Here is a 19,779-nt window from a genome sequence, read left to right as displayed (position 1 = left end):
AAGGTTTGCCACCTCTTCCTCTTCGCCAGCTGCGGCGCCGGGCTGACATACCGTCATGAGTTGTTTTAACATTCAGCCTCTGTCGCACCCCTGCTAGAGACCCATGATGCTGGAGTTCAAAACGATCGGACTGTTTCTGATCACCGCGGTGGCCGAGATCGTCGGCTGCTATCTGCCCTATCTGTGGCTGACCCAGGGGCGGAGCCCCTGGTTGCTGCTGCCCGCGGGTCTGAGTCTTGCCCTGTTTGCCTGGCTGCTCTCCCTGCATCCGACCGCCGCCGGCCGTGTCTATGCCGCCTATGGTGGCGTCTATATCTTTGTGGCCATCCTCTGGCTCTGGGCGGTGGATGGCATCAGACCCACTGTGTGGGACTGGGTCGGCTCCGGGGTCGCCCTGACGGGCATGGCCATCATCATGTTTGCCCCCAGATCCGCATAGGGCGGCGCTGGGGAACACAGAAGATCAGGAGGGTTGTCATGGCGGTGATCAGAGAGTGCAAGGAGCAGGATCTGGCGGGTTTGCTCGGCCTTTACGCCGAGCTCAGGCCCCGGGATCCCGTGCTGACGCCATCGGTGGCGAGGGCGGCGCTCAGGCAGCTGCTGGCCGAGCCCGGGGTGCGGATCCTGGTGGCCGAGGTGGAGGGTCAACTGGCCGCCACCTGCCAGCTCGGGGTGATCCCGACCCTGACCAACGGCGGCAGGCCCTTCGCCATCATAGAGCACGTGGTGACGGCTTCTGCGTTTCGGCGTCAGGGGTTGAGCCAGCGGGTATTGGCACAGGCCCTGACCCTGGCCTGGGAGCTGGATTGCTACAAGGTGATGCTGCTGTCGGGGGAGGGGCGCGAAGAGGCCCATCGCCTGTACGAAAAGCTGGGCTTCAAGGCCGGCATCGAGAAGGGCTTTGTCATCAAGCAGGCCGAAGCCAGGGCAACCCCCTGACGCTGGGCCCCGCATTGCCAACTTTTACCAGAGATTGAGTCACAACATCATGAAGATTGAGCAAGCGCAAGCCGCGGATTACCAGGCCCTGATCGCTCTTTGGGAGGCCTCGGTGCGCGCCACCCATCACTTCCTGCAAGAGGCGGATATCATCGCCCTCAAACCCCTGATCCTGGAGCACTATTTTGCGGCAGTGGATCTGGTCTGTGCCAAGGGAGAGAAGGAGGAGATAGCCGGTTTTTGCGGCGTGCACGATGGCAATATCGAGATGCTCTTCATCGCCCCCGAGGCGAGAGGGAGCGGGGTCGGCCGCCTGCTGGTGGCTTACGCCATCAATGGGCAAGGGGCGAGAAGGGTGGATGTCAACGAGCAGAATGCCCAGGCCCTCGGCTTCTATCAGCACCTGGGTTTCGGGGTGACGGGGCGCTCCCCCCTGGATGGTCAGGGCAAGCCCTATCCCCTGCTGCACATGGCCCTGGCCGCCGAATAAGGGCGCCAGAGCATAAAAAAACCGCCCGAAGTGGGCGGTTTTTTGTGTCAGGTCGGCAGGAGGTTGCCTCACTCCTCGCTGGAGTTGTCCTGATAGTCGTCGCGTTGGGCCTTGGGCAGGCGGCGCATGGGGGTGAAGCCGATGTCTTCCCCCACGACCTCGCGCTTGCGAGCCGGGGCCGGCTTCTTGGGGCCGTCCCCTTTGGCCTTGCCTTTGGCCACGTCAGGCTTGCCCTTGGCATTGTTGCTCTTGGCGTTGGCATGGCCGCGGGCACGGGGCGGGTTTTGCACCGGCTTGCTGCCTGGCAGGGTCTGGCGGCTCGGTTTGCCGCTCGGCTCGTACCCTTCCATGATCTCCACTGTCAGGGATTGGCCGATCAGGGCTTCGATATCCTTGAGCTGGCCCAGCTCGTCCTGGCTCACCAGGGAGATGGCTTCGCCACCACGGCCGGCGCGGCCGGTGCGGCCGATGCGGTGGATGTAATCCTCCGCCATCTGGGGCAGCTCGAAGTTGATCACATGGGGCAGCTGATCGATGTCCAGGCCGCGTGCGGCGATGTCGGTGGCGACCAGCACCCGCACCTTGCCCTCGCGGAAATCGGCCAGCGCCCGGTTGCGGGCACCCTGGCTCTTGTCGCCGTGAATGGCGACCGTATTGAGGCCATCCTTTTGCATCTGCTGGGCGAGGCGGTCGGCGATCTGCTTGGTTCGCACGAACACCAGCACTCGCTGCCAGTTGCCACGGCCGATCATGTGGGAGAGCATCTCGCGACGGCGTTCCCGGTCGACCTGGATGACGCGCTGGGTCACCTGATCGGCGGCGGTGTTGCTGGGATCCACCTCGATCAGGGTGGGGTCATTGAGCAGATCGTCCGCCAGCGCCTTGATGTCGTTTGAGAAGGTGGCGGAGAACAGCAGCGTCTGACGCTCTTCCGGCAGCGCATTCATGATGCGGCGAATGTCGGTGATGAAACCCATGTCGAGCATGCGATCCGCTTCATCCAGCACCAGCACTTCCAGGGCGCTCAGGGTGAGTGCCCCCTGGGTCAGCAGATCCAGCAGGCGGCCCGGGGTGGCGACCAGGATGTCGACCCCGAGCTTGATGGCGTCCAGGTTCGGCTTGATGCTGACGCCGCCGTAGGCAATAAGGGTACGGAACGGCAGATGATGGGCGTACTTGATGATGCTCTCGCCCACCTGGGCGGCGAGCTCCCGGGTCGGGGTCAGCACCAGGGCGCGAACCTGACGGCGACCGCCACGGCCGTGGTTGGCCAGCAGACGGTGCAACATGGGCAGGGTGAAACCGGCCGTCTTGCCTGTCCCTGTCTGGGCACCGCCCAGCACGTCCTGACCGGCCAGAATGGCCGGGATGGCTTGCTGCTGGATGGGTGTGGGTTGTTCGTAACCCAGCTCCTTGACGGCCCGCAGGATGTGCGGTGACAGACCCAGTTCATTGAATGACATGTTCGAGAGAAACTCCGAGCCTTGGGCTCAACGGGTGACGGCAGCCTTGGCCCGTCACGACATGGAAGAAGGTGGGTAGCGGGTCAGGACACGGCCTGATCCCTTCAGGCCCGTCCCGCGGGCGCTACGACACGAAAAAGATAATGGGCGCGTAATATAGCAGAAGTGACGAGGACACGCAGTAACGGCGTCACGAATGAGGACCCGGAGCACAAAGGGGGCACGCCGAGTCCGATGGGAGAGGGCCATGGCCGTTCTTCGCCCGGGGTGCCTGGCTCACAGCAGCCCCTGGATGGCCCCCGCCAGATCCTCGGGTTTGGTCTGGGGGGCGAAGCGGTCCACCACCCGGCCCTCCCGATCGAGCAGGAACTTGGTGAAGTTCCACTTGATGGCCTCGCTCCCGAGCAGCCCGGGTTTTTGCTGCTTGAGCCAGCGATAGAAGGGGTGGGCCTGCTCGCCGTTGACCTCGCACTTGGCCATCAGGGGGAAGCTCACCGGGTAATCCAGCGAGCAGAAGCGGGCTATCTCCTCGGCATCGCCGGGCTCCTGGTGGCCGAACTGATCGCAGGGAAAGCCCAGGATCACCAGTCCCGCAGGGCCAAACTGGCGGTGAAGGGCCTCCAGCCCCGTGTATTGGGGGGTGAAGCCGCAGCGGCTGGCCACGTTGACCACCAGCAGGACCTTCCCTTGCAAGGCGTCTCTCGGGAACTCGCTGCCATCGAGTCGTTGCAGGGGAATTGGGGGCAAGGGCATGGGGTTCTCCTGGGCCGTGGATGCAAGGGGAAGGCCCGTGTCGGGCGCTGCTTGCACGTTAACGGGCCCGGAGCGGCGGGGCAAGGGGAAACCACGACTGATCCTATTGATTGCGGGACTTCTCAAGAGAAGCAATCCGGTTTGTGCCAAGGGGGGGAAGTCGCTACAAAGCGCACTCTCTCCACTCGCTGCGAGTCAATCTTGGACTATCAAGCCGTCATGGATGCCATTTACACCCGGGGATGGGTGATTGTGGATGATTTCTTAACCGCCGCCGAGGTGGATGCCTTGCGGGCCTGCCTGCCCGATGAGTGGCAACCTGCGGGGATAGGGCGGGAGGGGCTGCATCAGGGCAACCCTGAGATCCGCCGGGATCAGATCCACTGGCTGGATCCCGATCAGGGCGCCCCCGTGGCCGACTATCTGGCCCGCATGGAGTCCCTGCGTCTGGCGGCCAATCGCAACCTGATGCTGGGGCTGTTCGACTACGAGGCCCACTTCGCCCGCTATCGCCGCGGCGACTTCTATGCGACCCACCGCGACGCCTTTGCCGGGCGATCCAACCGCCGTCTCACCTCGGTGTTCTACTTGAACAACGGCTGGCAACCCCAGGCGGGGGGCGTGCTGCGGGTCTATGACAACGACGAGCAGTTTCTGATGGATGTCTCCCCCAAGGGGGGGCGCTTGGTGCTCTTCCTGTCGGAGGAGTTTCCCCACGAGGTGCTGCCCGCGAGCGAGGAGCGCTACAGCATCGCCGGCTGGTTTCGGGTCAATGGCAATGGCGCCGGTCGGGTCGATCCCCCTCGCTGAGTCCGTTTCGTCCCGTTTTTGACACAGGCGCCGCTTTTTACGGGCCAGTATGGGGGGATGGCGTCCCCATCGGCTGACAAGGCTTCCTCTCCCTTGCTACACTGGCCGCACTTATGTTCGTATCTGGCTTCGCCCGTTGTTTCGTGCGCAGGTCGCGCGGCCGGATTTTCCCCGGCCATGACGAAGCCGCTTCTCCCAAGGGATCACATCTAATGAAGAACATGCATGTCTTGCTGCTGTGCGGCGGCGGTGGCGCCGAGCACGAAGTCTCTCTGCGCAGTGCCAATTTCCTCGAACAACAGCTCGGTCTTTTGCCTGGGGTCGAAGTGACCCGGGTCGAGATGTTCGCCGACCGCTGGCTCAGTGCCGACGGCCGCGAGTGCAAGCTGGGGCTGGACAAGCTGCTCTCCTTTGACAGCGTGGCCCGTCCGGTGGACTACGTGGTGCCCTGCATCCACGGCTATCCGGGTGAGACCGGCGATCTGCAATCCTTCCTCGAGCTGGCGGGCCTGCCCTATCTGGGGTGTGATGCCGAGGCGAGCAAGATCTGCTTCAACAAGATCAGCACCAAGCTGTGGCTCTCCGCCATCGGCATCCCCAACACCCCTTATCTGTTTTTGACCGAGCAGGGCGACGCGGCGCTCGCCGAGGCGAGAGCCGCGCTGGCCAAGTGGGGCAAGGTGTTTATCAAGGCGGCCTCGCAAGGGTCATCCGTGGGCTGCTACTCCGCCTGCAACGAGGCCGAGCTGGTGCAGGGGATCAAGGACGCCTTCGGTTACTCCGAGCAGGTGCTGATCGAGAAGGCGGTCAAGCCCCGCGAGCTGGAAGTGGCTGTCTACCAGTACGGTGACGAGCTGGTGGCCACCTATCCCGGGGAGATCTGCGTGCCTCAGGACAAGTTCTACACCTATGAGGAGAAGTACAGCAGCGCCAGCCACACCGAGACCGCGCTCAAGGCCGAAGGCCTGACCCAGGCTCAGTCTGACGCCATCCATGCCTACTCCCTCAAGGCTTTCCGCCAGCTGAAGTTGACCCATCTGTCACGAATCGACTTCTTCCTGACCGAGGATGGCGAGATACTGCTCAACGAGATCAACACCTTCCCGGGCATGACCTCCATCTCCATGTTCCCGAAACTTTTGGAGCATCACGGCCACAGCTTCGCGGCCTTCCTCGAGCAGAATCTGCGCCCCGTCTGAGGGTGCCGACAAGGCATGTCAACAAGCGAGGGGCCCAAGGGCCCCTCTGTCGTTTCTGCGGCGTTGCATGACCCTCAGGGTTGCTGGCAATCCCCGGGGAAGGGAGTGAACAGCCAGATGTGCGCCCCTTGCGGATCGGCGATGAGTGCCATGCGCCCGACGGTGGGGATGTCCATGGCGGGCACCACCAGGCTGCCGCCATGCCGGGTCACTTTGGCCAGCCTGGCATCGACGTCATCCACCGCTATGTAGGTCGCCCAGTGGGGCGGCACGCCAGCCATCTGGGGGTTGTCCCGGGTGGACTGTACTCCGGCCACCGGTCGGCCATTGACCACCAGCATGGGGTAGTTGCCTCCCTCCATCTCCATGAGCTGACTCTCCCATCCGAGCACCTCGGTGTAGAAGCGGATCCCGGCCTCGCCATCCGGCACATAGAGCTCGTGCCAGGTAAAGGTGGATCCTTCGGCCAGGGCGTGCTCCCTGGCCATGTCTGGTTCTGCCATCTTGTCCTCCTTGTCCCATCGGCCTTCCCGTGCGTGGGATGATGGGATGAGGACCAAGTATAGAGCGGTGCGTCGGGCCTGTGCGCCTGGCTGGGCAGATGCCGCGCACCTTGCTCCCGGCAGACCCGCTCGCTACAATCTGCCCCCTTTTTCCCGCAGACCCTGTCGCCGAGCCGCGCCCCATGAAGCCCATTCCCGATCATGCCGTCAATCGCCTGCGCATCTGGCGCAAGAGCATCTCAACCCGTCCCTTTCTCGCCCGTGGCGGCAGCGTGCCCCGCTGCGAGGCCTGCCAGCTGCGCCATGCCTGGTGTGCCTGCGAGTGGCGCCCCGAGCTCAAGGCCGAGGCGGGCTTCTGCCTGTTGATGTATGACAGCGAGCCCATGAAGCCGTCCAACACCGGCCGTCTCATCGCCGATGTCTTGCCCCAGACCACCTGGGCCTTTCTCTGGAAGCGCACCCAGCCCCATCCCGAGTTGCTGGCCCTGCTGGCGGATCCCGCCTGGCAGCCCTATGTGGTGTTCCCCGCCTGCGAGAAGAACCCGGCCCGGGTGACCGAGCAGGTGGTCCTGGCCCCCGGCAAGAAGCCGCTCTTCATCCTGCTGGACGGCACCTGGCCCGAGGCGCGCAAGATGTTCAACATGAGCCCCTATCTGGATGGTTTCCCCGTGCTGTCGGTGCGGCCGGATGCGCTCTCCACCTATGGCATGCGGGTCGCTCACTGCGATGAGCACCTCTGCACCGCCGAGGTGGCGGCCTGCGTGCTGGAGGTGGCCGGCGAGCTGCAGGCAGGGCAGGCGTTGCAGCATTGGTTCAATCTGTTCAGCAGCCGCTATATGGCGGGCCGGGTCAGCCGGGCCCCGGGCGAGGACGAGACCTCGCTGTTGCAGGCCCTGGAGACGATCAAGGGGGAGGTTGCCGAGTCTGACGCTGAGCGGGGCGAGGCAGCGCTGGTTTAACCCTGTTCAGCAGCCGCTATATGGCGGTCGGGTCAGCCGGGCTCCCGGCGAAAGCTCGCTGTTGCAGGCTCTTGAGGCGATCAAGGGGGAGGGCGCTGAACTGGCTGACCCTCTCCTGCAGGGATCGGACGCTGCCTGAGCCACCGGGGCAGACTGATGAAAATCAGGAATCAATTGGCTGCCATTGTTTCGTTAGCCTCATGAGCCCGCCCCCGTTAGGATAGCGACCTGCATTGTGCTCAAACAGGACACCCGGGATTGCCGCAGGTGGCCGCATCAGACGAGGTTTATGGATGGAACTGGAACTGCTCACCCTGGTTGCCCTGTTCGGGGTTGCCCTCATCGCCGGCTTTATCGACGCCATCGCCGGAGGCGGCGGCCTGCTGACGGTGCCAGCCCTGCTCGCCACCGGCATGCCGCCCGCCCTGGTGCTTGGCACCAACAAGTTGCAGAGCAGTTTCGGCTCCTTCTCCGCCACCTGGTTCTATGCCCGCAAGGGGCTCCTGGAGTGGGGCATCATCTGGCCGGCAGTCATCTGCACCTTCATCGGCGCGGCCCTCGGCACTCTGGCGGTGCAGACCATAGACGCCGCCATCCTGGAGCGGCTGCTGCCCTTCCTGCTGGTGGCGTTTGCCTGTTACTTCTACTTCTCCCCCAGAGTGAGCGATGCGGAGAGTCAGCGCCGCCTCACCCCCATGATGTTCGCCCTGCTGGTGGGGGGCGGGGTCGGCTTCTATGACGGCTTCTTCGGTCCCGGCACCGGGTCCTTCTTTGCCATCGGCTTCGTGGCGCTGGCGGGCTTTGGCATGGCGCGGGCCACGGCCCACACCAAGTTGCTCAACTTCACCTCCAACATCGCCTCCCTGCTGTTCTTCGCCCTCGGTGGCAAGGTGGTGTGGAGCGTCGGTTTTTGCATGGCGTTGGGTCAGTTCATCGGGGCCCGCTTCGGTTCCAAGCTGGTGCTCAAGAAAGGGGTCAAGCTCATCAAGCCGCTGCTGGTGACCGTCTCCCTGGTGATGTCCGCCAAGCTGGTGTGGAGCCAGTATCCCGAGCTGTTCAGCTGGCTGGTCTGAGTCAGCGCTAGCTTTGGCTCACCCGGGCGAAATGGGCCCGGATCTCCTCGACCAACCGCTGGATCCGCGCCCGTTTCAGGCTGCTTGGGCGATAGACCAGGTGCAGTGGGCGCGCCAGCCCCGGCAGGGCGCGCGCCCGTTTCCCCTGATCTCCCACCAGGGCTAGCAGACCGGCCGGCAACAGCACCGGGCCTATGCCGGCCTTGGCCAGCTCGATCAGCGCCAGGTAGGAGTCGAGCTCCATGGCTGGCACCAACCCGAGCGCGGCCAGGGGATCCCGCAGATAGCGATTGGAGGGGTTCTCCAGATCCATGGTGAGTATCTTGCGCACCTTCTCCTGCGCCAATAATTCCTCATTCACCTCTGCCTCGCTCAGCTTGCCAGTCAATGTTGCTTGCAAGGCGATCTGATGCTCCGGCTGCACCACCTCATCCCCATCGTCCCCCACCAGATAGAAGGGCTCTTCCAGCAGCAGCTCGGCGCACAGGCCGTGACCGGGGGGCAGGCGACCGGCACAGATGCCGAGCAGGGCGTCCCCCCCGCGTACCCGCGTCAGGATCACCGGCGTATGGTGAGTGGAGAGGGCAAGGTGGGGATCCCGGCCCAGGTAGTCGTGCATGAAGCGGGCGAGGTAGCCCGCCAGCAGGGTTTCGGAGCAGGCGACAGGCAAGGGAGTCTTGTCGGTGAGGGTCTGGCTGTCCGCCAGCACCCCCTTCATCTCCGCGAGGCTCGGGGCTACCCGGGCGAGCAGCTCCCGGGCCTGGGGGGTGAGCCGGATCTGGCGGCCATCCGGCTCGATGAGCCGCTTGCCAAGGCGCTGCTCCAGCTGGGTGATGCGTTTGCTCACCGCCGACTGGCTGATATAGAGGCGGCTCGCGACCTTGGCCATGGTGCCCTCGCTCGCCAGCAGGCAGAGTGTCTCCAGCCCTTCCAGTAACATCGTCTCTCCGGTCATCCTCTGTAGGGAGCCGTTACCTTAGGGGCTGGTGGCATCAGGGGCAAGTACCGTTTGCAGCCCTCGATAACGGCCAGCGCCACGTCTTGACGGGCGGGGCGAAGATCACCAGGTTGCCGATGAGGCTCACCACCACCCCCATGATGGAGACCGTCTGCCAGACGAAACCCTCATACAGGGTGGAGAGGCTGAGCGCTACCAGGGGAAACAGCACGGTGGCATAGGCGGCCTTGCTGGCGCCGATGCGCCCCACCAGGGTGAGGTAGGCGGTGAAGGCGATGACGGAGCCGAAGATGGCCAGATAGACCATGGCCGCGAGGTAGCGGGGCTCGGTCGGCAGGGTCAGCGACTGACCGAGCACCATGACCCAGCCCAGCAGCAGCGCCACCCCGTACACCATGCCCCAGGGCACCATCTGCAACACCTGGTAACCCTGACGCTGACCACGGGCGGAGACAAGGTTCCCGAGAGAGAAGCAGAGGGTGCCGCCGCAGGCGAATAGCAGCCCCTTCCAGCCGTTTGCACCCAGTTGCGCATCTGCAAGCACGGGCCAGAACAGCAGCAGGGTACCAAATAGGCCCAGCAGTGACCCCTGCAACCAGCGCAGGCCGGGGCGTTTGCCCTCGAACAGCCAGAGGTTGAGGCCGTTGAAGATGCTGGCGCTGGCGAAGATCACCGCCGACAGACCGCTCGGTATATAGAGGGTGGCGTGATAGAAGCAGAGAAAGTTGGTGGAGAAGAGCAGGGCGCCGAGCAGGGCCGCATAACGCTGACCCGCCCAGGGTAGGCGAGGGAACCTGCCGCTCACCGTGAGCAGGGCAAACAGCGCCAGCGCCGCCAGGGCGAAGCGATAGAGCACCGAGACCTCGATGGGAATGGGGCCGAGCTGCCAGGCGATGGCGATCCAGGTACTGCCCCAGATGAGGACGGTGGAAACATACAGCAGGAGATTCATGAGCGGATCCGATGAAAAGGAGAGTGACATGGGGATCAGCATGGATCGGACGGCGTGAGCTGGCTTGCACCATCTTGCGGTTTTTTGTGGCCGGCAGCAGCGCTTGGCGAGCCGCCGCGATAAGATGACGGCACGGGAACAAGGATGGGGCAGACAGGTGCAGCAGAGACGACAGGCGGGGGTGTTTGATGCCCTGGTCAGCACGGGGGCGCGGCTGGAGGACTCCTGCTGGCTGGAGCCCGGGCTCGGGGTGGCCAGCTGGCGCAACCGCTACGATCAGACCCGCTACCACAAGCCGGGTCACCACACCATCAGCGTCTATCTGCAGGGGGGCGAGCAGACCGAGCGCCTCGACGGTCCCGGCGGCCATGGCGGTACCGGCAAGGTGTGCATCATGCCCGATCACCACAGATCCGAATGGCTGGTACGCGAGGAGTTTCGCTTCTTCCACCTCTACTTCACTCCCGCCCACTTCACCCGCATCGCCGAGCAGGTGTGCGACAAGGAGGGGCGCCACCTGGTGTTGCAGGACAAGACCTTCATCGAGGATCCCCAGGCCGCGGCCCTGGTGCAGGCACAGCTGATGAAGCTGGACTGGCAGCACGGGGTCGATCGCATGGCGCTCTCCCACGGTGCCTGGATGCTGATGTTGCACGCCTACCGTCACCATACCCGGGAGGCGCCCAGCCTGCCGGAGGTGCGGGGCGGCCTGGCGCCCGTCGTTGTCCGGCGGGTGCAGGAGTATCTGCGGTCCCACCTGGCGGACTCCGTGACCTTGAGCGATCTTGCCCGGGAGGCTGGCCTGAGCGAATACCATTTTGCCCGTATGTTCGGCCAGAGCCTGGGCTGCCCGCCCCATCGTTACCTGCTGGGGCTCAGGCTCCAGCGGGCCAAGCAGCTGCTGGCAGGAAGCGATCCCCTGGCCAGCATCGCAGCCCAGTGCGGCTTCTCCTCCCAGGCCCACTTTGGTAATCGTTTTCGGGAGGCCTTTGGCCTGAGCCCGGGGCAGTGGCGCGCACAATTGTCATTCTCCTGTCACAGATAACGCTGAGACTCTGGGTAAAAGAGGTGTACCCTCTGCCTCTTACCCACAAAAAGGAATGCCCATTGAATCATCGCAAACGTCAGACCCGCACCCGCCACCTCTGGTTCAGCCACTGGAATGCTCCGCAAGACCGCATCTCTGTTCCCACCCCACCCGAACCCGCAGTGCCTCACAGTTCCCGCTGAAAACCCCAAGACCCGATAGGATTTTTCCGGCAACTTTGCCACTATTGCGCCATCAGGATGGACTGGATATGGCCGCATGTTTCTGGAACGCATTGAAGTCAAAGGTTTTCGCGGGATAAATCGGCTCTCGCTCGGGCTGGATCACACCACGGTTCTCATCGGTGAGAACGCCTGGGGCAAGTCCAGCCTGCTGCGTGCCCTCTGGTGCCTGCTGGGGGATGCCGAACCCTATCAATTCAGTCGCGATGATTTCCATCAGCCCGAAGACCCCGAGCTGAGCCCGTCGCGCACCCTGCAACTGGTGCTCACCTTCAGCGAGTACCGCCCCCAGATGTGCCAGCACTCCCGCCGATTGGCGCGCCTGGGTTCGGCCTGGATCCCCCACAAGGACAAGTTCCACCGGGTGCACTATCGCGCCAGCGCCGAACTGCAGGACGACGGCAGCGTGCAGAGCACCCATGACTTTCTCGATGGCATTGGCAAGAGCCTGGCCATCGACAACAACGAAGAGCTGGTGCGGCTGCTCATCACCATGAACCCGGTGTTCCGGCTGCGGGATGCCCGTACCGCCCGCGACGGCATAGAGCGGCTGCCCTGGGACGATCTCTCCGAGCAGCGACTCGGGGAGCTCGCCGGCAAGTTGACCGATGAGCCCCAGCGCATCGGCGAACCCGAGCTGAAAGAGGCGCTGCAGGCGGTACAGCAGTTGATGGAGCACTACTTCAGCGCCCTGGCCCCCATCAAACACAAGCCCCGCAGCCAGCGGGAGATCGTCAATCGCCCCATGACCCTGCGCAATCCCGGCAACTTGCAGGTGCTGCTGCGCAATGCCGATAACCGGGCCCTGCAACTGGCCATGGCGGGCATGGCCGCCATGCTGCTCCATGCCCGCGGCAACCGCGAGCTGGAGGAGGGGGCCAGGCCCATCCTGATGCTGGAAGATCCCGAGAGTCGCCTGCACCCCACCATGCTGGCACTGGCCTGGGGCCTGCTCGAGCAGTTGCCCGGTCAGAAGCTGCTCACCACCAACTCGGGGGACCTGCTCTCTTCCCTGCCGCTCAATCAGGTGCGCCGCCTGGTGCGACGCCAGCATGACATCCTCTGCCACCAGTTGGGGGGGGAACGTTACAGCAGCGATGACCTGCGCAAAATCGCCTTCCACGTGCGGATCAACAGACCCATGTCGATGTTTGCCCGCTGCTGGTTGCTGGTGGAGGGGGAGACAGAGATCTGGCTGCTCTCCGAGCTCGCCCAGATCTGTGGCTACAGCCTGCGGGCGGAGGGGGTGCGCATCATCGAGTTTGCCCAGTGCGGTCAGGCCCCTCTCATCAAGGTGGCCCGTGACTTCGGCATCGAGTGGCACCTGCTCACCGACGGCGACGAGGCGGGCGCCAAGTACGCGAGCTCGGCTCGTTCCCTGCTCAAGGGGGAGCGTGAACGGGACCGGCTGACCCAGTTGCCCTCGGCGGACATAGAGCACTACCTCTACCAGAACGGATTCGAGGCGGTGTTTCGGCGCGAGGCGGGTGTCGGTGGGCGCTCCACCCTCAACGCCGGGCGCATCATCTCCAAGGCCATTCATCACCGCAGCAAGCCCGGCATGGCGCTGGCCGTGGTGGAGGAGGCGGAGCGCCTTGGCAGCGAACACATTCCCCCCATGCTCAAGCAGATGTTTGCACGGGTGGTGGCCCTGGCCCGCGGCCAGAGCTAGTCTCGCAGGCGTTGGGAATAGGGGCGGGTTTGGGTATACTCGCCCCTCATTTTTGCTGCCGGGGCCTCTTGGTCCTGTCCTCTGTTTGCTGCCGGAGACCCTATGTTCGTCCAACTTCCTTTTTGGCTCTTTTCCCTGACCGGCCTGATGGCCCTGGGGGCCTTGATCGCGCTCGGGATCGTCTTGTGGCGTGGGGATCTCTGCCCGGGCCAGCGCTCGCGGATCACCAACCAGCTCTTCTCCATCTGGGTGATCACCGGCCTCTCCCTGATGCTGGGAATTGAAGCCGGGGTGACCGGCTGGCTTCCCTGGTGCGGGGGCGCCGCCCTGATCCTGGGGATAGTGCTTTCCCTGGCCCAGTCCCGCCTCGAGGGCAAGCGTGCCATTCCCGCCACCCTGCTGTGGCTGCCCGCCATGCCGCTCGCTCTCTATGGCCTGGGTCTGCTGCAGATCCAGGGCTGGCTGAATGGTGTGCTGCAGATTGTGCTGCTGGGCTCGGCCTTCGCCCACCTGATGCTGCTGCGTGCCCGCCACCGCCTGCAGGCATTCAACCTGCTGCTGCCGCTGGCGGGGCTGTTGGCCGCCATGCTGAGCCTGATCTGGCTGGCGGTGCTGGTGAGCGGGCAGGACAATGGCGCTGGGCTCGATGCCCTGATCCCCGGGGTGCTGACCCAGGCGGGCTTGCTCATTGCCGCCCTGCTGCTCTGGTTCAGCCCTATCTACCGGCAGCAGGAGACGGCCCCCGTGGTGTTGTCCGTGACCCTGTGCGGTCTCATCATCGCCCAGATAGCGGCGACCAGCGTGCTGCACCAGCTGGCCTGAGTCGCACAGTGGCAAGCCAGGGAGTAAGCCCGCGTCTGTGTAGACGCGGGCTTTTTCATACATAGAGAGGGGTATGTGGCACGCCGGAGCCGGTAGCGCAGCCTGGCAGGCGAGGGCCTTGAGTGGCAAGGTCGGCACCTAGTTGACTGAAAAAACTACGGTTTGTTGCAAAAGAACACAACATGTGATGGTTTAATCCCCTGGTAAACTTTTTTTAGGATAATTACTTGCAATCTCAGCGTTGGAGCCTATTATTGGCGACCTCAGACGCGGGGTGGAGCAGCTCGGTAGCTCGTCGGGCTCATAACCCGAAGGTCGTCGGTTCAAATCCGGCCCCCGCAACCATCTGAGTGTCGACATCGACGACAACCTTAGGGTGATAGCTGATGAAGACGATTCGAACTGGCTAGTGCTCGGTCACTTCGGAAAAATACGGACGCGGGGTGGAGCAGCTCGGTAGCTCGTCGGGCTCATAACCCGAAGGTCGTCAGTTCAAATCTGGCCCCCGCAACCAACTATTTGTGCTCATGGCAAGGCTGATGCCAAGCGGTGAACGTAAAGACAGCACACTACTTCTGCTCGGTAGTGCGCGGTGATGAAAGCAGTACAATTCGGACGCGGGGTGGAGCAGCTCGGTAGCTCGTCGGGCTCATAACCCGAAGGTCGTCAGTTCAAATCTGGCCCCCGCAACCAACTATTTGTGTTCATGGCAAGGCTGATGCCAAGCGGTGAACGTAAAGACAGCAAACTACCTCTGCTCGGTAGTGCGCGGTGATAACGGCAGTAGAATTCGGACGCGGGGTGGAGCAGCTCGGTAGCTCGTCGGGCTCATAACCCGAAGGTCGTCAGTTCAAATCTGGCCCCCGCAACCAACTATTTGTTCTCATGGCTAGGTTTTGTACCACAGCGATGAGGCGAAGACGCAAGCTGCTACTGCTCGGCAACTTGCGGGCAAGGTCCGGTAACGGACACACAATTCGGACGCGGGGTGGAGCAGCTCGGTAGCTCGTCGGGCTCATAACCCGAAGGTCGTCGGTTCAAATCCGGCCCCCGCAACCAACTTGTCATCTATTCCTCTCTTTATATCCATCTCGACTCCCTCGTATATCACCCTGATCCAGCACATTAATTTATGTGGTGGCGATCCTTTGTCCCATTTGTTCGGTATCATTCTGGCTTCTGTTCATGGATGAGGCCTCTCCCTGTGATGCACGCTTTCAACTACCTTCCTCCCAAGATAACCATGCAGACCACCACCCTGAATGAGGTGATGGCGAGCAACATTCCCGTCAAACTGCTGCTGGTAGCCGAGACCGGGCGCGATGCCCTGCTGGCGCAGCCGGCCTTCGCCGGGGTGGCGTCCCAGATAGCCCTGGGTCTGCCGGCCCCTTACCGGCTGGCGGATGGTCAGGGTCTGCAACTGGTGCTCTTCGTGGACTCGGCGCCCGTTGTGGATCACCGGCTCTACAAGCAGATCCGCACCTGGACAGCCCCCCTCGCGGGCCTCAAGGTGGCGCAGCTGGCGCTGCACCTGGAGGGCTTCGATGAGGCGCCCCGGGCGCTGCTGGCCGAGCTGGTGCTCGCCACCCTGCTGGCGGCCGATGTGCCGCTGCCCACCCAGAAGCGCGCTGACGAGGCGCCCATCGGCTATCAGAGTCTGACCCTGTCTCCCCCCTGCGTCCTTGATCTGGCCCGCATCGAGGCCGAGGCGCAGGGCAACGGGCTGGCCCGTCACCTGGCCGTCCTGCCTGCCTCAGAACTCAATGCCGGCAGTTACCGTGCCTTCGCGCGGCAGCTGGCGCAACAGGAGGGTTGGCAGTGGCAGGAGTTCGACGAGGCGGCCCTCGCCAAACTCGGTGCCGGCGCCTTCCTGGCGGTGGCCAGGGGCTCGGAGGACAACCAGGCTGCCATCGTCAGGCTCAGCTATTGCCCGGCCAATCCGGTGCGTCGCATCGCATTGGTGGGCAAGGGGATCTGCCACGACTCCGGGGGCTATAACCTGAAAGTGAGTGGCAGCATGTATGGCATGCACCTGGACATGGGGGGCAGCGCGGTGGCGCTCGGGACCCTGCATGCCATCAGCCGGGCCAAGTTGCCCGTTGAGGTACACTGCTGGCTCGCCATCGCCGAGAACCACATAGGCCCCAAAGCCTATCGACCGGGGGAGGTGGTGACCGCCCTCAATGGCACCACCATAGAGGTGGTGGACACGGACGCCGAGGGGCGCATGGTGCTGGCGGATGCCCTGGCGCTCGCGGCCCAAGGGGAGCCCGATCTGCTGATCGACTACGCAACCCTGACCGGTGCCTGCAAGCGGGCGCTCGGCAGCCGCTACAGCGGCGCCTTCACCAATCGCCCCGACTGGCTTCCCGAGCTGATACGCCTGGGGCAGCAGAGCGGTGAACGGATCTGGCCCTTCCCGCTGGACGAGGATTTCGATGACAACCTCGATAGCGAGTGGGCCGATCTGTTACAGTGCGCGCCGGGTACCTCGCCGGATCACATCGATGCGGCCCGCTTCCTCAGCCGCTTCGTGCCCGGGCAGACACCCTGGTTGCACCTCGACTTGAGCGGTTTTCGCAACAAGGGGGGCAACGGCGTGGTCGGCAGCGAAGTGACCGGGTTTGGTGTCAGGCTGTCGCTGACCCTGCTCGCCAGCCCGCTTGGGATGGCCGAGCCTGGCACTCAGGCAACGATATGAATTGCCAAGTACAACCAATAAGGACAAGCGTGAAACAAGCAAGCTATGACTGGGTGCTGTTCGATCTGGACGAGACCCTGCTCGATTTCCCGGTCGCCCAGGCACTGGAGCGTACCCTGCAGATCTATGGCGTGACGCCGACGCCCCCCAGGATGGCGGCCTATCACGAGCTGAACCACAGGCTGTGGCAGCAATACAATTCGGGTGAGATAGATGCCACCCGGCTGCAGCAGACCCGTTTTTCGATGTTTGCCGAGCAGGTGAACGTGGCGCCCATGGCGATGAACGACACCTTCCTGCAGCAGATCATCGCCCTGAGCGTGCCGCTGGAGGGGGTGGAGGAGACCCTGCTGGCCCTGAAGAGCCGGGTCAGGATGGGGATCATCACCAATGGTTTCAGCCTGCCCCAGCGCGGTCGTCTCGACAAGCTGGGCTGGAATGAGTGGTTCGAGCCCCTCGTTATCTCCGACGAGGTGCAGGTGACCAAACCGGCCGCCGCCATCTTCCAGCACGCTCTGGATCTGATGGGACAACCGAGCCCGGCGCGGGTGCTGATGGTGGGGGACAACCCCAAGACCGACATCGCCGGTGCCGCCGCCCAGGGGCTGGCGACCTGCTGGTACAACCCCGCCCGCCAGCAGGGGCCCTGCGAGGCGACCCACGAGATCCATCACTTCGCCCACCTCTCTGACATAGTGCTGGGGCGCTGAGCCAGGCCCTAGGCGACTTCGCAAAGACAAGAAAGGCAGCCCTCGGGCTGCCTTTTTTCATCGCTGGCGTACTCAGGTGCCGAGGCGGCTGAGCAGCCAGGCCTCGAGCAGGGCGACGCCGGGAGCCAGCACGGCCTCGTCGAAGTCGAACTCCGGATGGTGGTGAGGCGCCGCCAGATTGGCCCCCAGAATGAGGTAGGCGGCCTCACCGCCATTTTGCTGTACTCGCTCGATGAGAAAACCGGCATCCTCGCTGGCGCCGAAGCGGCGGGTGTGGATGGTCTCAAGCTTGAGCGCCTCGGCCAGCGGCACTATCTCCTTGAGCAGGGCCGGGCTGTTCTCTATGCCGATGGCTTCCCCCTGCTTGCGAATGAGGTAGCTGGCCCCCTGCATCATGGCGGCCCCTTCCACTATCTGCTGCACCTGGCCGAACATGTAGTCATTGAGAGCCGGGGTCGTGCCACGGGTCTCTCCCTGCAGGCGGGCGTGACCCGGGATCACGTTGCGACCGCTGCCCCCATTGAGCTGGCCAATGTTGATGCGGGTCATGCCGTCCCGGTGGCGGGCAATGCCGAGCATGGCGGTGGTGGCCATGCAGGCCGCCGCCAGGGCATTGCTGCCGGCGTTGGGCTCGAGTCCCGCGTGAGCGGCGCGCCCCATAAATTCCACGTCAAATTTTGTTGAACAGAGAAACTCGGTGGGATTGATCACCAGTTCGCCGCTGTTGGCGTGAATGCCGATGTGAAGCGCCAGCAGGGCATCCACGTCATCGAGCTGACCGCCCGCCGCCAGCGCCTTGCCGCCGCGGCATCCCTCCTCGGCAGGCTGGAAGAACAGCTTGATGCGGCCGTTCAGACCATCGGCCAGGGCGGCGATCCGCTCGGCCAGCACCAGCCCGATTGCGGTGTGGCCATCGTGGGCGCAGGCGTGCATCCAGCCCGGGTTGGCGGAGTGCCAACCCTCCTGGCAGGGTTGGTGTGCCGGCTCCCGGCTCTCTTCCACTTCTACCGCATCGATGTCGAAGCGAAAGCCCAGGGTAGGGCCGGGGCGGCCGCTGTCCCAGACCCCCATCACCCCGGTGATCTCGTCGATGCGGGCCAGCCAGTCGGGGTGGGCCCCCTGACGCAGGGCACGCTCCTTCTGGGCTGCGACGTCTATCTCCCGTCCCATGATGAGGTTGCTGGCCAGCAGCTTGTCCCCCAGCATGACGGAAAAACCGAGTTCACAGAGGTGGTGGGCGATGAGGGCGCTGGTGCGAAATTCACACCAGGCGGCTTCGGGGAGACGGTGAAGGTCACGGCGCCAGTGGCGCAGAGCATCCTGAGTCATGGTGATTCCTGCATGGCAAATCCAGCGGACATTGTGACGGGCAGGGGGGCAAGAGTAAATCCCGCAGAGACAGATGCGGCAAGGGGAGCACTGAGGCTCCCCTTGCAAGAACGGCGATCATGACGTTCAGGTCGTTAAATGCTCACTGATGGACAATAACTCCTGACTGGCATCCTGTTCTTGCACAAGGCTTCAAAAAACCACCTTTGCGGGCGTTTTTTCGGCCTGGTGGCGCTATCAAGACGCAGGCCAAGCAACTGCCTGACCGATTAACCGCCTTAGAGCTGTGCCAGCGAGGGCAGAGAGACGGCAACCAGAGTGAAAAACACGGTAAAAACGGCGGTAACAACGAACTCTTTCATTATTTTGTCTCCCTTGGCTGACTGATGATGAGAGCAAGATACCACAATGACAGGGGATAACAATGAAAAATGTATTTATGTGGCAAAATTAAGTCGCTGGTGTCGTAGTGCTGTGTTTTTGTAATTTTGTGGGCGTTTTATCACCCATTCATGAGGCGGTGGATTTTTAGTATATGATATTTATCACTATGTTGTTTATATACAGTCACTTATGGTTTTTTGTTTGCGTTTTTTGATGGGGCTTGTACGAGACCATTTTGGTGGTCATCAACTTTTGTGGCGAGAAATGGCAGGGTGGTGCGCCTGAAAGTGTCGCCAATGATGGGTTGGCTGGCTGGTGTTGTCATTTTCCTTATCCCATCATTTTTATCTGCCCGTCATGGGGTAAACTCAGTAGGGACAGCGCTTTATCGTCATCACCTCCCGGCATAATTTCAATTCATCGGGGAAAACAGGGTAAAACAGCAGGCATTCGGCAGGGACAAGCCCCGCTGCCCCGCCCGCCGAGCCGCTCTTTTTGAGTGGGCATCATGGTGGGAGAGGTGGGCTTTCATTCACAGATGCCCAGAGGTAAGTATGCAGAAACTGACACCCAGGCAAGGGGCCCCTGTCAGAGGAGCAGGGCGAGGGGGCAGAGTCTGCTGGAGAGAGGGAAACCTCAGTAGAGCGCGGCGACACGAAAGAGAACGCCTGTATCGCCGTCTATCAGGCAGAAGCACAACTGGGCAAGCTGGCTCGTTACAGGTCGGGGAGGGCGGTTGCCTGTGTTTGCCGGGGCACTGATGCAGGCATAAAAAAACCCTCCGATGGAGGGT

Annotated in this window: 18 protein-coding genes and 5 tRNA genes; 17 read left to right on the top strand and 6 right to left on the bottom strand. The window is 63.2% G+C overall.

Annotated features, from left to right (window positions below):
* The first annotated feature begins 106 nt into the window (after positions 1-106).
* From ACB039_RS02625 to ACB039_RS02615, 3 genes are read left to right on the top strand one after another with little or no spacing between them, the layout of a single operon-like run.
* On the top strand, positions 107-439 hold the full coding sequence (locus ACB039_RS02625; RefSeq protein WP_371165068.1) for a YnfA family protein: 333 nt from the start codon (positions 107-109) through the stop codon (positions 437-439).
* Between the two features lie 38 nt (positions 440-477).
* The gene (locus ACB039_RS02620; protein ID WP_371165067.1) at positions 478-939 is read left to right on the top strand and encodes a GNAT family N-acetyltransferase; all 462 of its coding nucleotides are present in this window, start codon (positions 478-480) and stop codon (positions 937-939) included.
* A gap of 49 nt (positions 940-988) precedes the next feature.
* Positions 989-1,429: an acetyltransferase gene (locus ACB039_RS02615; RefSeq protein WP_371165066.1), complete on the top strand. Its 441-nt coding sequence runs from the start codon at positions 989-991 to the stop codon at positions 1,427-1,429.
* A 68-nt stretch (positions 1,430-1,497) separates the two neighbouring features.
* Here the strand turns inward: ACB039_RS02615 and ACB039_RS02610 are convergent, their stop codons facing one another.
* Both ACB039_RS02610 and ACB039_RS02605 read right to left on the bottom strand, forming a co-directional pair.
* The gene (locus tag ACB039_RS02610; protein ID WP_371165065.1) at positions 1,498-2,892 is read right to left on the bottom strand and encodes a DEAD/DEAH box helicase; all 1,395 of its coding nucleotides are present in this window, start codon (positions 2,890-2,892) and stop codon (positions 1,498-1,500) included.
* Positions 2,893-3,168: 276 nt separating this feature from the next.
* The gene (locus ACB039_RS02605; RefSeq protein ID WP_371165064.1) at positions 3,169-3,645 is read right to left on the bottom strand and encodes a glutathione peroxidase; all 477 of its coding nucleotides are present in this window, start codon (positions 3,643-3,645) and stop codon (positions 3,169-3,171) included.
* Positions 3,646-3,846: 201 nt separating this feature from the next.
* Here ACB039_RS02605 and ACB039_RS02600 point away from each other — a divergent pair, with 201 nt between their 5' ends.
* Positions 3,847-4,455: a 2OG-Fe(II) oxygenase gene (locus ACB039_RS02600; protein ID WP_042648122.1), complete on the top strand. Its 609-nt coding sequence runs from the start codon at positions 3,847-3,849 to the stop codon at positions 4,453-4,455.
* Between the two features lie 212 nt (positions 4,456-4,667).
* The gene (locus ACB039_RS02595; protein WP_043129759.1) at positions 4,668-5,654 is read left to right on the top strand and encodes a D-alanine--D-alanine ligase; all 987 of its coding nucleotides are present in this window, start codon (positions 4,668-4,670) and stop codon (positions 5,652-5,654) included.
* Between the two features lie 74 nt (positions 5,655-5,728).
* On the opposite strand, the gene ACB039_RS02590 is transcribed toward ACB039_RS02595, so the two are convergent.
* Positions 5,729-6,157 (bottom strand): VOC family protein, encoded by a 429-nt coding sequence (locus ACB039_RS02590; RefSeq protein WP_043129760.1) that lies wholly within the window; start codon positions 6,155-6,157, stop codon positions 5,729-5,731.
* Positions 6,158-6,339: 182 nt separating this feature from the next.
* Between ACB039_RS02590 and ACB039_RS02585 the strand changes: the two genes are divergently transcribed.
* Both ACB039_RS02585 and ACB039_RS02580 read left to right on the top strand, forming a co-directional pair.
* Positions 6,340-7,116 (top strand): tRNA-uridine aminocarboxypropyltransferase, encoded by a 777-nt coding sequence (locus ACB039_RS02585; protein WP_043129762.1) that lies wholly within the window; start codon positions 6,340-6,342, stop codon positions 7,114-7,116.
* A gap of 293 nt (positions 7,117-7,409) precedes the next feature.
* A complete protein-coding gene (locus ACB039_RS02580) occupies positions 7,410-8,189 on the top strand; it encodes a TSUP family transporter (RefSeq protein ID WP_371165063.1) in 780 nt (259 codons plus the stop codon).
* A gap of 7 nt (positions 8,190-8,196) precedes the next feature.
* On the opposite strand, the gene ACB039_RS02575 is transcribed toward ACB039_RS02580, so the two are convergent.
* Complete coding sequence (locus ACB039_RS02575) at positions 8,197-9,129, bottom strand: LysR family transcriptional regulator (RefSeq protein ID WP_371165062.1); 933 nt, start codon at positions 9,127-9,129, stop codon at positions 8,197-8,199.
* Between the two features lie 52 nt (positions 9,130-9,181).
* Complete coding sequence (locus ACB039_RS02570; RefSeq protein WP_042648116.1) at positions 9,182-10,099, bottom strand: DMT family transporter; 918 nt, start codon at positions 10,097-10,099, stop codon at positions 9,182-9,184.
* Positions 10,100-10,223: 124 nt separating this feature from the next.
* On the opposite strand from ACB039_RS02570, the gene ACB039_RS02565 reads away from it, so the two are divergent.
* The 10 genes from ACB039_RS02565 (at position 10,224) to yjjG (ending at position 17,273) form a co-directional block, all read left to right on the top strand.
* The gene (locus tag ACB039_RS02565) at positions 10,224-11,144 is read left to right on the top strand and encodes a helix-turn-helix domain-containing protein (RefSeq protein ID WP_049832180.1); all 921 of its coding nucleotides are present in this window, start codon (positions 10,224-10,226) and stop codon (positions 11,142-11,144) included.
* A gap of 261 nt (positions 11,145-11,405) precedes the next feature.
* On the top strand, positions 11,406-13,040 hold the full coding sequence (locus ACB039_RS02560) for an ATP-dependent endonuclease (protein ID WP_042648114.1): 1,635 nt from the start codon (positions 11,406-11,408) through the stop codon (positions 13,038-13,040).
* Positions 13,041-13,142: 102 nt separating this feature from the next.
* Positions 13,143-13,862: a hypothetical protein gene (locus ACB039_RS02555; protein WP_371165061.1), complete on the top strand. Its 720-nt coding sequence runs from the start codon at positions 13,143-13,145 to the stop codon at positions 13,860-13,862.
* A 268-nt stretch (positions 13,863-14,130) separates the two neighbouring features.
* Positions 14,131-14,207 (top strand) — tRNA-Met (locus tag ACB039_RS02550).
* A 92-nt stretch (positions 14,208-14,299) separates the two neighbouring features.
* Positions 14,300-14,376: transfer RNA gene (locus tag ACB039_RS02545), tRNA-Met, on the top strand.
* 102 nt (positions 14,377-14,478) lie between these two features.
* Positions 14,479-14,555, top strand: a tRNA-Met gene (locus ACB039_RS02540).
* 102 nt (positions 14,556-14,657) lie between these two features.
* Positions 14,658-14,734: transfer RNA gene (locus tag ACB039_RS02535), tRNA-Met, on the top strand.
* Positions 14,735-14,844: 110 nt separating this feature from the next.
* Positions 14,845-14,921 (top strand) — tRNA-Met (locus tag ACB039_RS02530).
* A gap of 145 nt (positions 14,922-15,066) precedes the next feature.
* The gene (locus ACB039_RS02525; RefSeq protein WP_371165060.1) at positions 15,067-16,563 is read left to right on the top strand and encodes a leucyl aminopeptidase family protein; all 1,497 of its coding nucleotides are present in this window, start codon (positions 15,067-15,069) and stop codon (positions 16,561-16,563) included.
* Between the two features lie 29 nt (positions 16,564-16,592).
* Complete coding sequence (gene yjjG, locus ACB039_RS02520; protein ID WP_043131948.1) at positions 16,593-17,273, top strand: pyrimidine 5'-nucleotidase; 681 nt, start codon at positions 16,593-16,595, stop codon at positions 17,271-17,273.
* A gap of 72 nt (positions 17,274-17,345) precedes the next feature.
* Here the strand turns inward: yjjG and ACB039_RS02515 are convergent, their stop codons facing one another.
* Positions 17,346-18,602 (bottom strand): amidohydrolase, encoded by a 1,257-nt coding sequence (locus tag ACB039_RS02515; protein WP_005326086.1) that lies wholly within the window; start codon positions 18,600-18,602, stop codon positions 17,346-17,348.
* Between the last annotated feature and the right edge of the window lie 1,177 nt (positions 18,603-19,779).

Source organism: Aeromonas sp. S2(2024), assembly GCF_041402505.1.
Lineage (GTDB): Bacteria > Pseudomonadota > Gammaproteobacteria > Enterobacterales > Aeromonadaceae > Aeromonas > Aeromonas media.
Note: the sequence above shows the minus strand (reverse complement) of the source record. Positions and strands in the feature narration are given on the sequence as shown.

What these genes read in the sequence shown, in the direction of transcription:
- ACB039_RS02515 (WP_005326086.1), bottom strand. Translation starts at nt 18,602, where the DNA reads ATGACTCAGGATGCTCTGCGCCACTGGCGCCGTGACCTTCACCGTCTC.
- ACB039_RS02610 (WP_371165065.1), bottom strand. Translation starts at nt 2,892, where the DNA reads ATGTCATTCAATGAACTGGGTCTGTCACCGCACATCCTGCGGGCCGTC.
- ACB039_RS02560 (WP_042648114.1), top strand. Translation starts at nt 11,406, where the DNA reads ATGTTTCTGGAACGCATTGAAGTCAAAGGTTTTCGCGGGATAAATCGG.
- ACB039_RS02585 (WP_043129762.1), top strand. Translation starts at nt 6,340, where the DNA reads ATGAAGCCCATTCCCGATCATGCCGTCAATCGCCTGCGCATCTGGCGC.
- ACB039_RS02565 (WP_049832180.1), top strand. Translation starts at nt 10,224, where the DNA reads ATGACGGCACGGGAACAAGGATGGGGCAGACAGGTGCAGCAGAGACGA.
- ACB039_RS02575 (WP_371165062.1), bottom strand. Translation starts at nt 9,129, where the DNA reads ATGTTACTGGAAGGGCTGGAGACACTCTGCCTGCTGGCGAGCGAGGGC.
- ACB039_RS02605 (WP_371165064.1), bottom strand. Translation starts at nt 3,645, where the DNA reads ATGCCCTTGCCCCCAATTCCCCTGCAACGACTCGATGGCAGCGAGTTC.
- ACB039_RS02580 (WP_371165063.1), top strand. Translation starts at nt 7,410, where the DNA reads ATGGAACTGGAACTGCTCACCCTGGTTGCCCTGTTCGGGGTTGCCCTC.
- ACB039_RS02595 (WP_043129759.1), top strand. Translation starts at nt 4,668, where the DNA reads ATGAAGAACATGCATGTCTTGCTGCTGTGCGGCGGCGGTGGCGCCGAG.
- ACB039_RS02615 (WP_371165066.1), top strand. Translation starts at nt 989, where the DNA reads ATGAAGATTGAGCAAGCGCAAGCCGCGGATTACCAGGCCCTGATCGCT.
- ACB039_RS02625 (WP_371165068.1), top strand. Translation starts at nt 107, where the DNA reads ATGCTGGAGTTCAAAACGATCGGACTGTTTCTGATCACCGCGGTGGCC.
- ACB039_RS02590 (WP_043129760.1), bottom strand. Translation starts at nt 6,157, where the DNA reads ATGGCAGAACCAGACATGGCCAGGGAGCACGCCCTGGCCGAAGGATCC.
- ACB039_RS02570 (WP_042648116.1), bottom strand. Translation starts at nt 10,099, where the DNA reads ATGAATCTCCTGCTGTATGTTTCCACCGTCCTCATCTGGGGCAGTACC.
- ACB039_RS02555 (WP_371165061.1), top strand. Translation starts at nt 13,143, where the DNA reads ATGTTCGTCCAACTTCCTTTTTGGCTCTTTTCCCTGACCGGCCTGATG.
- ACB039_RS02620 (WP_371165067.1), top strand. Translation starts at nt 478, where the DNA reads ATGGCGGTGATCAGAGAGTGCAAGGAGCAGGATCTGGCGGGTTTGCTC.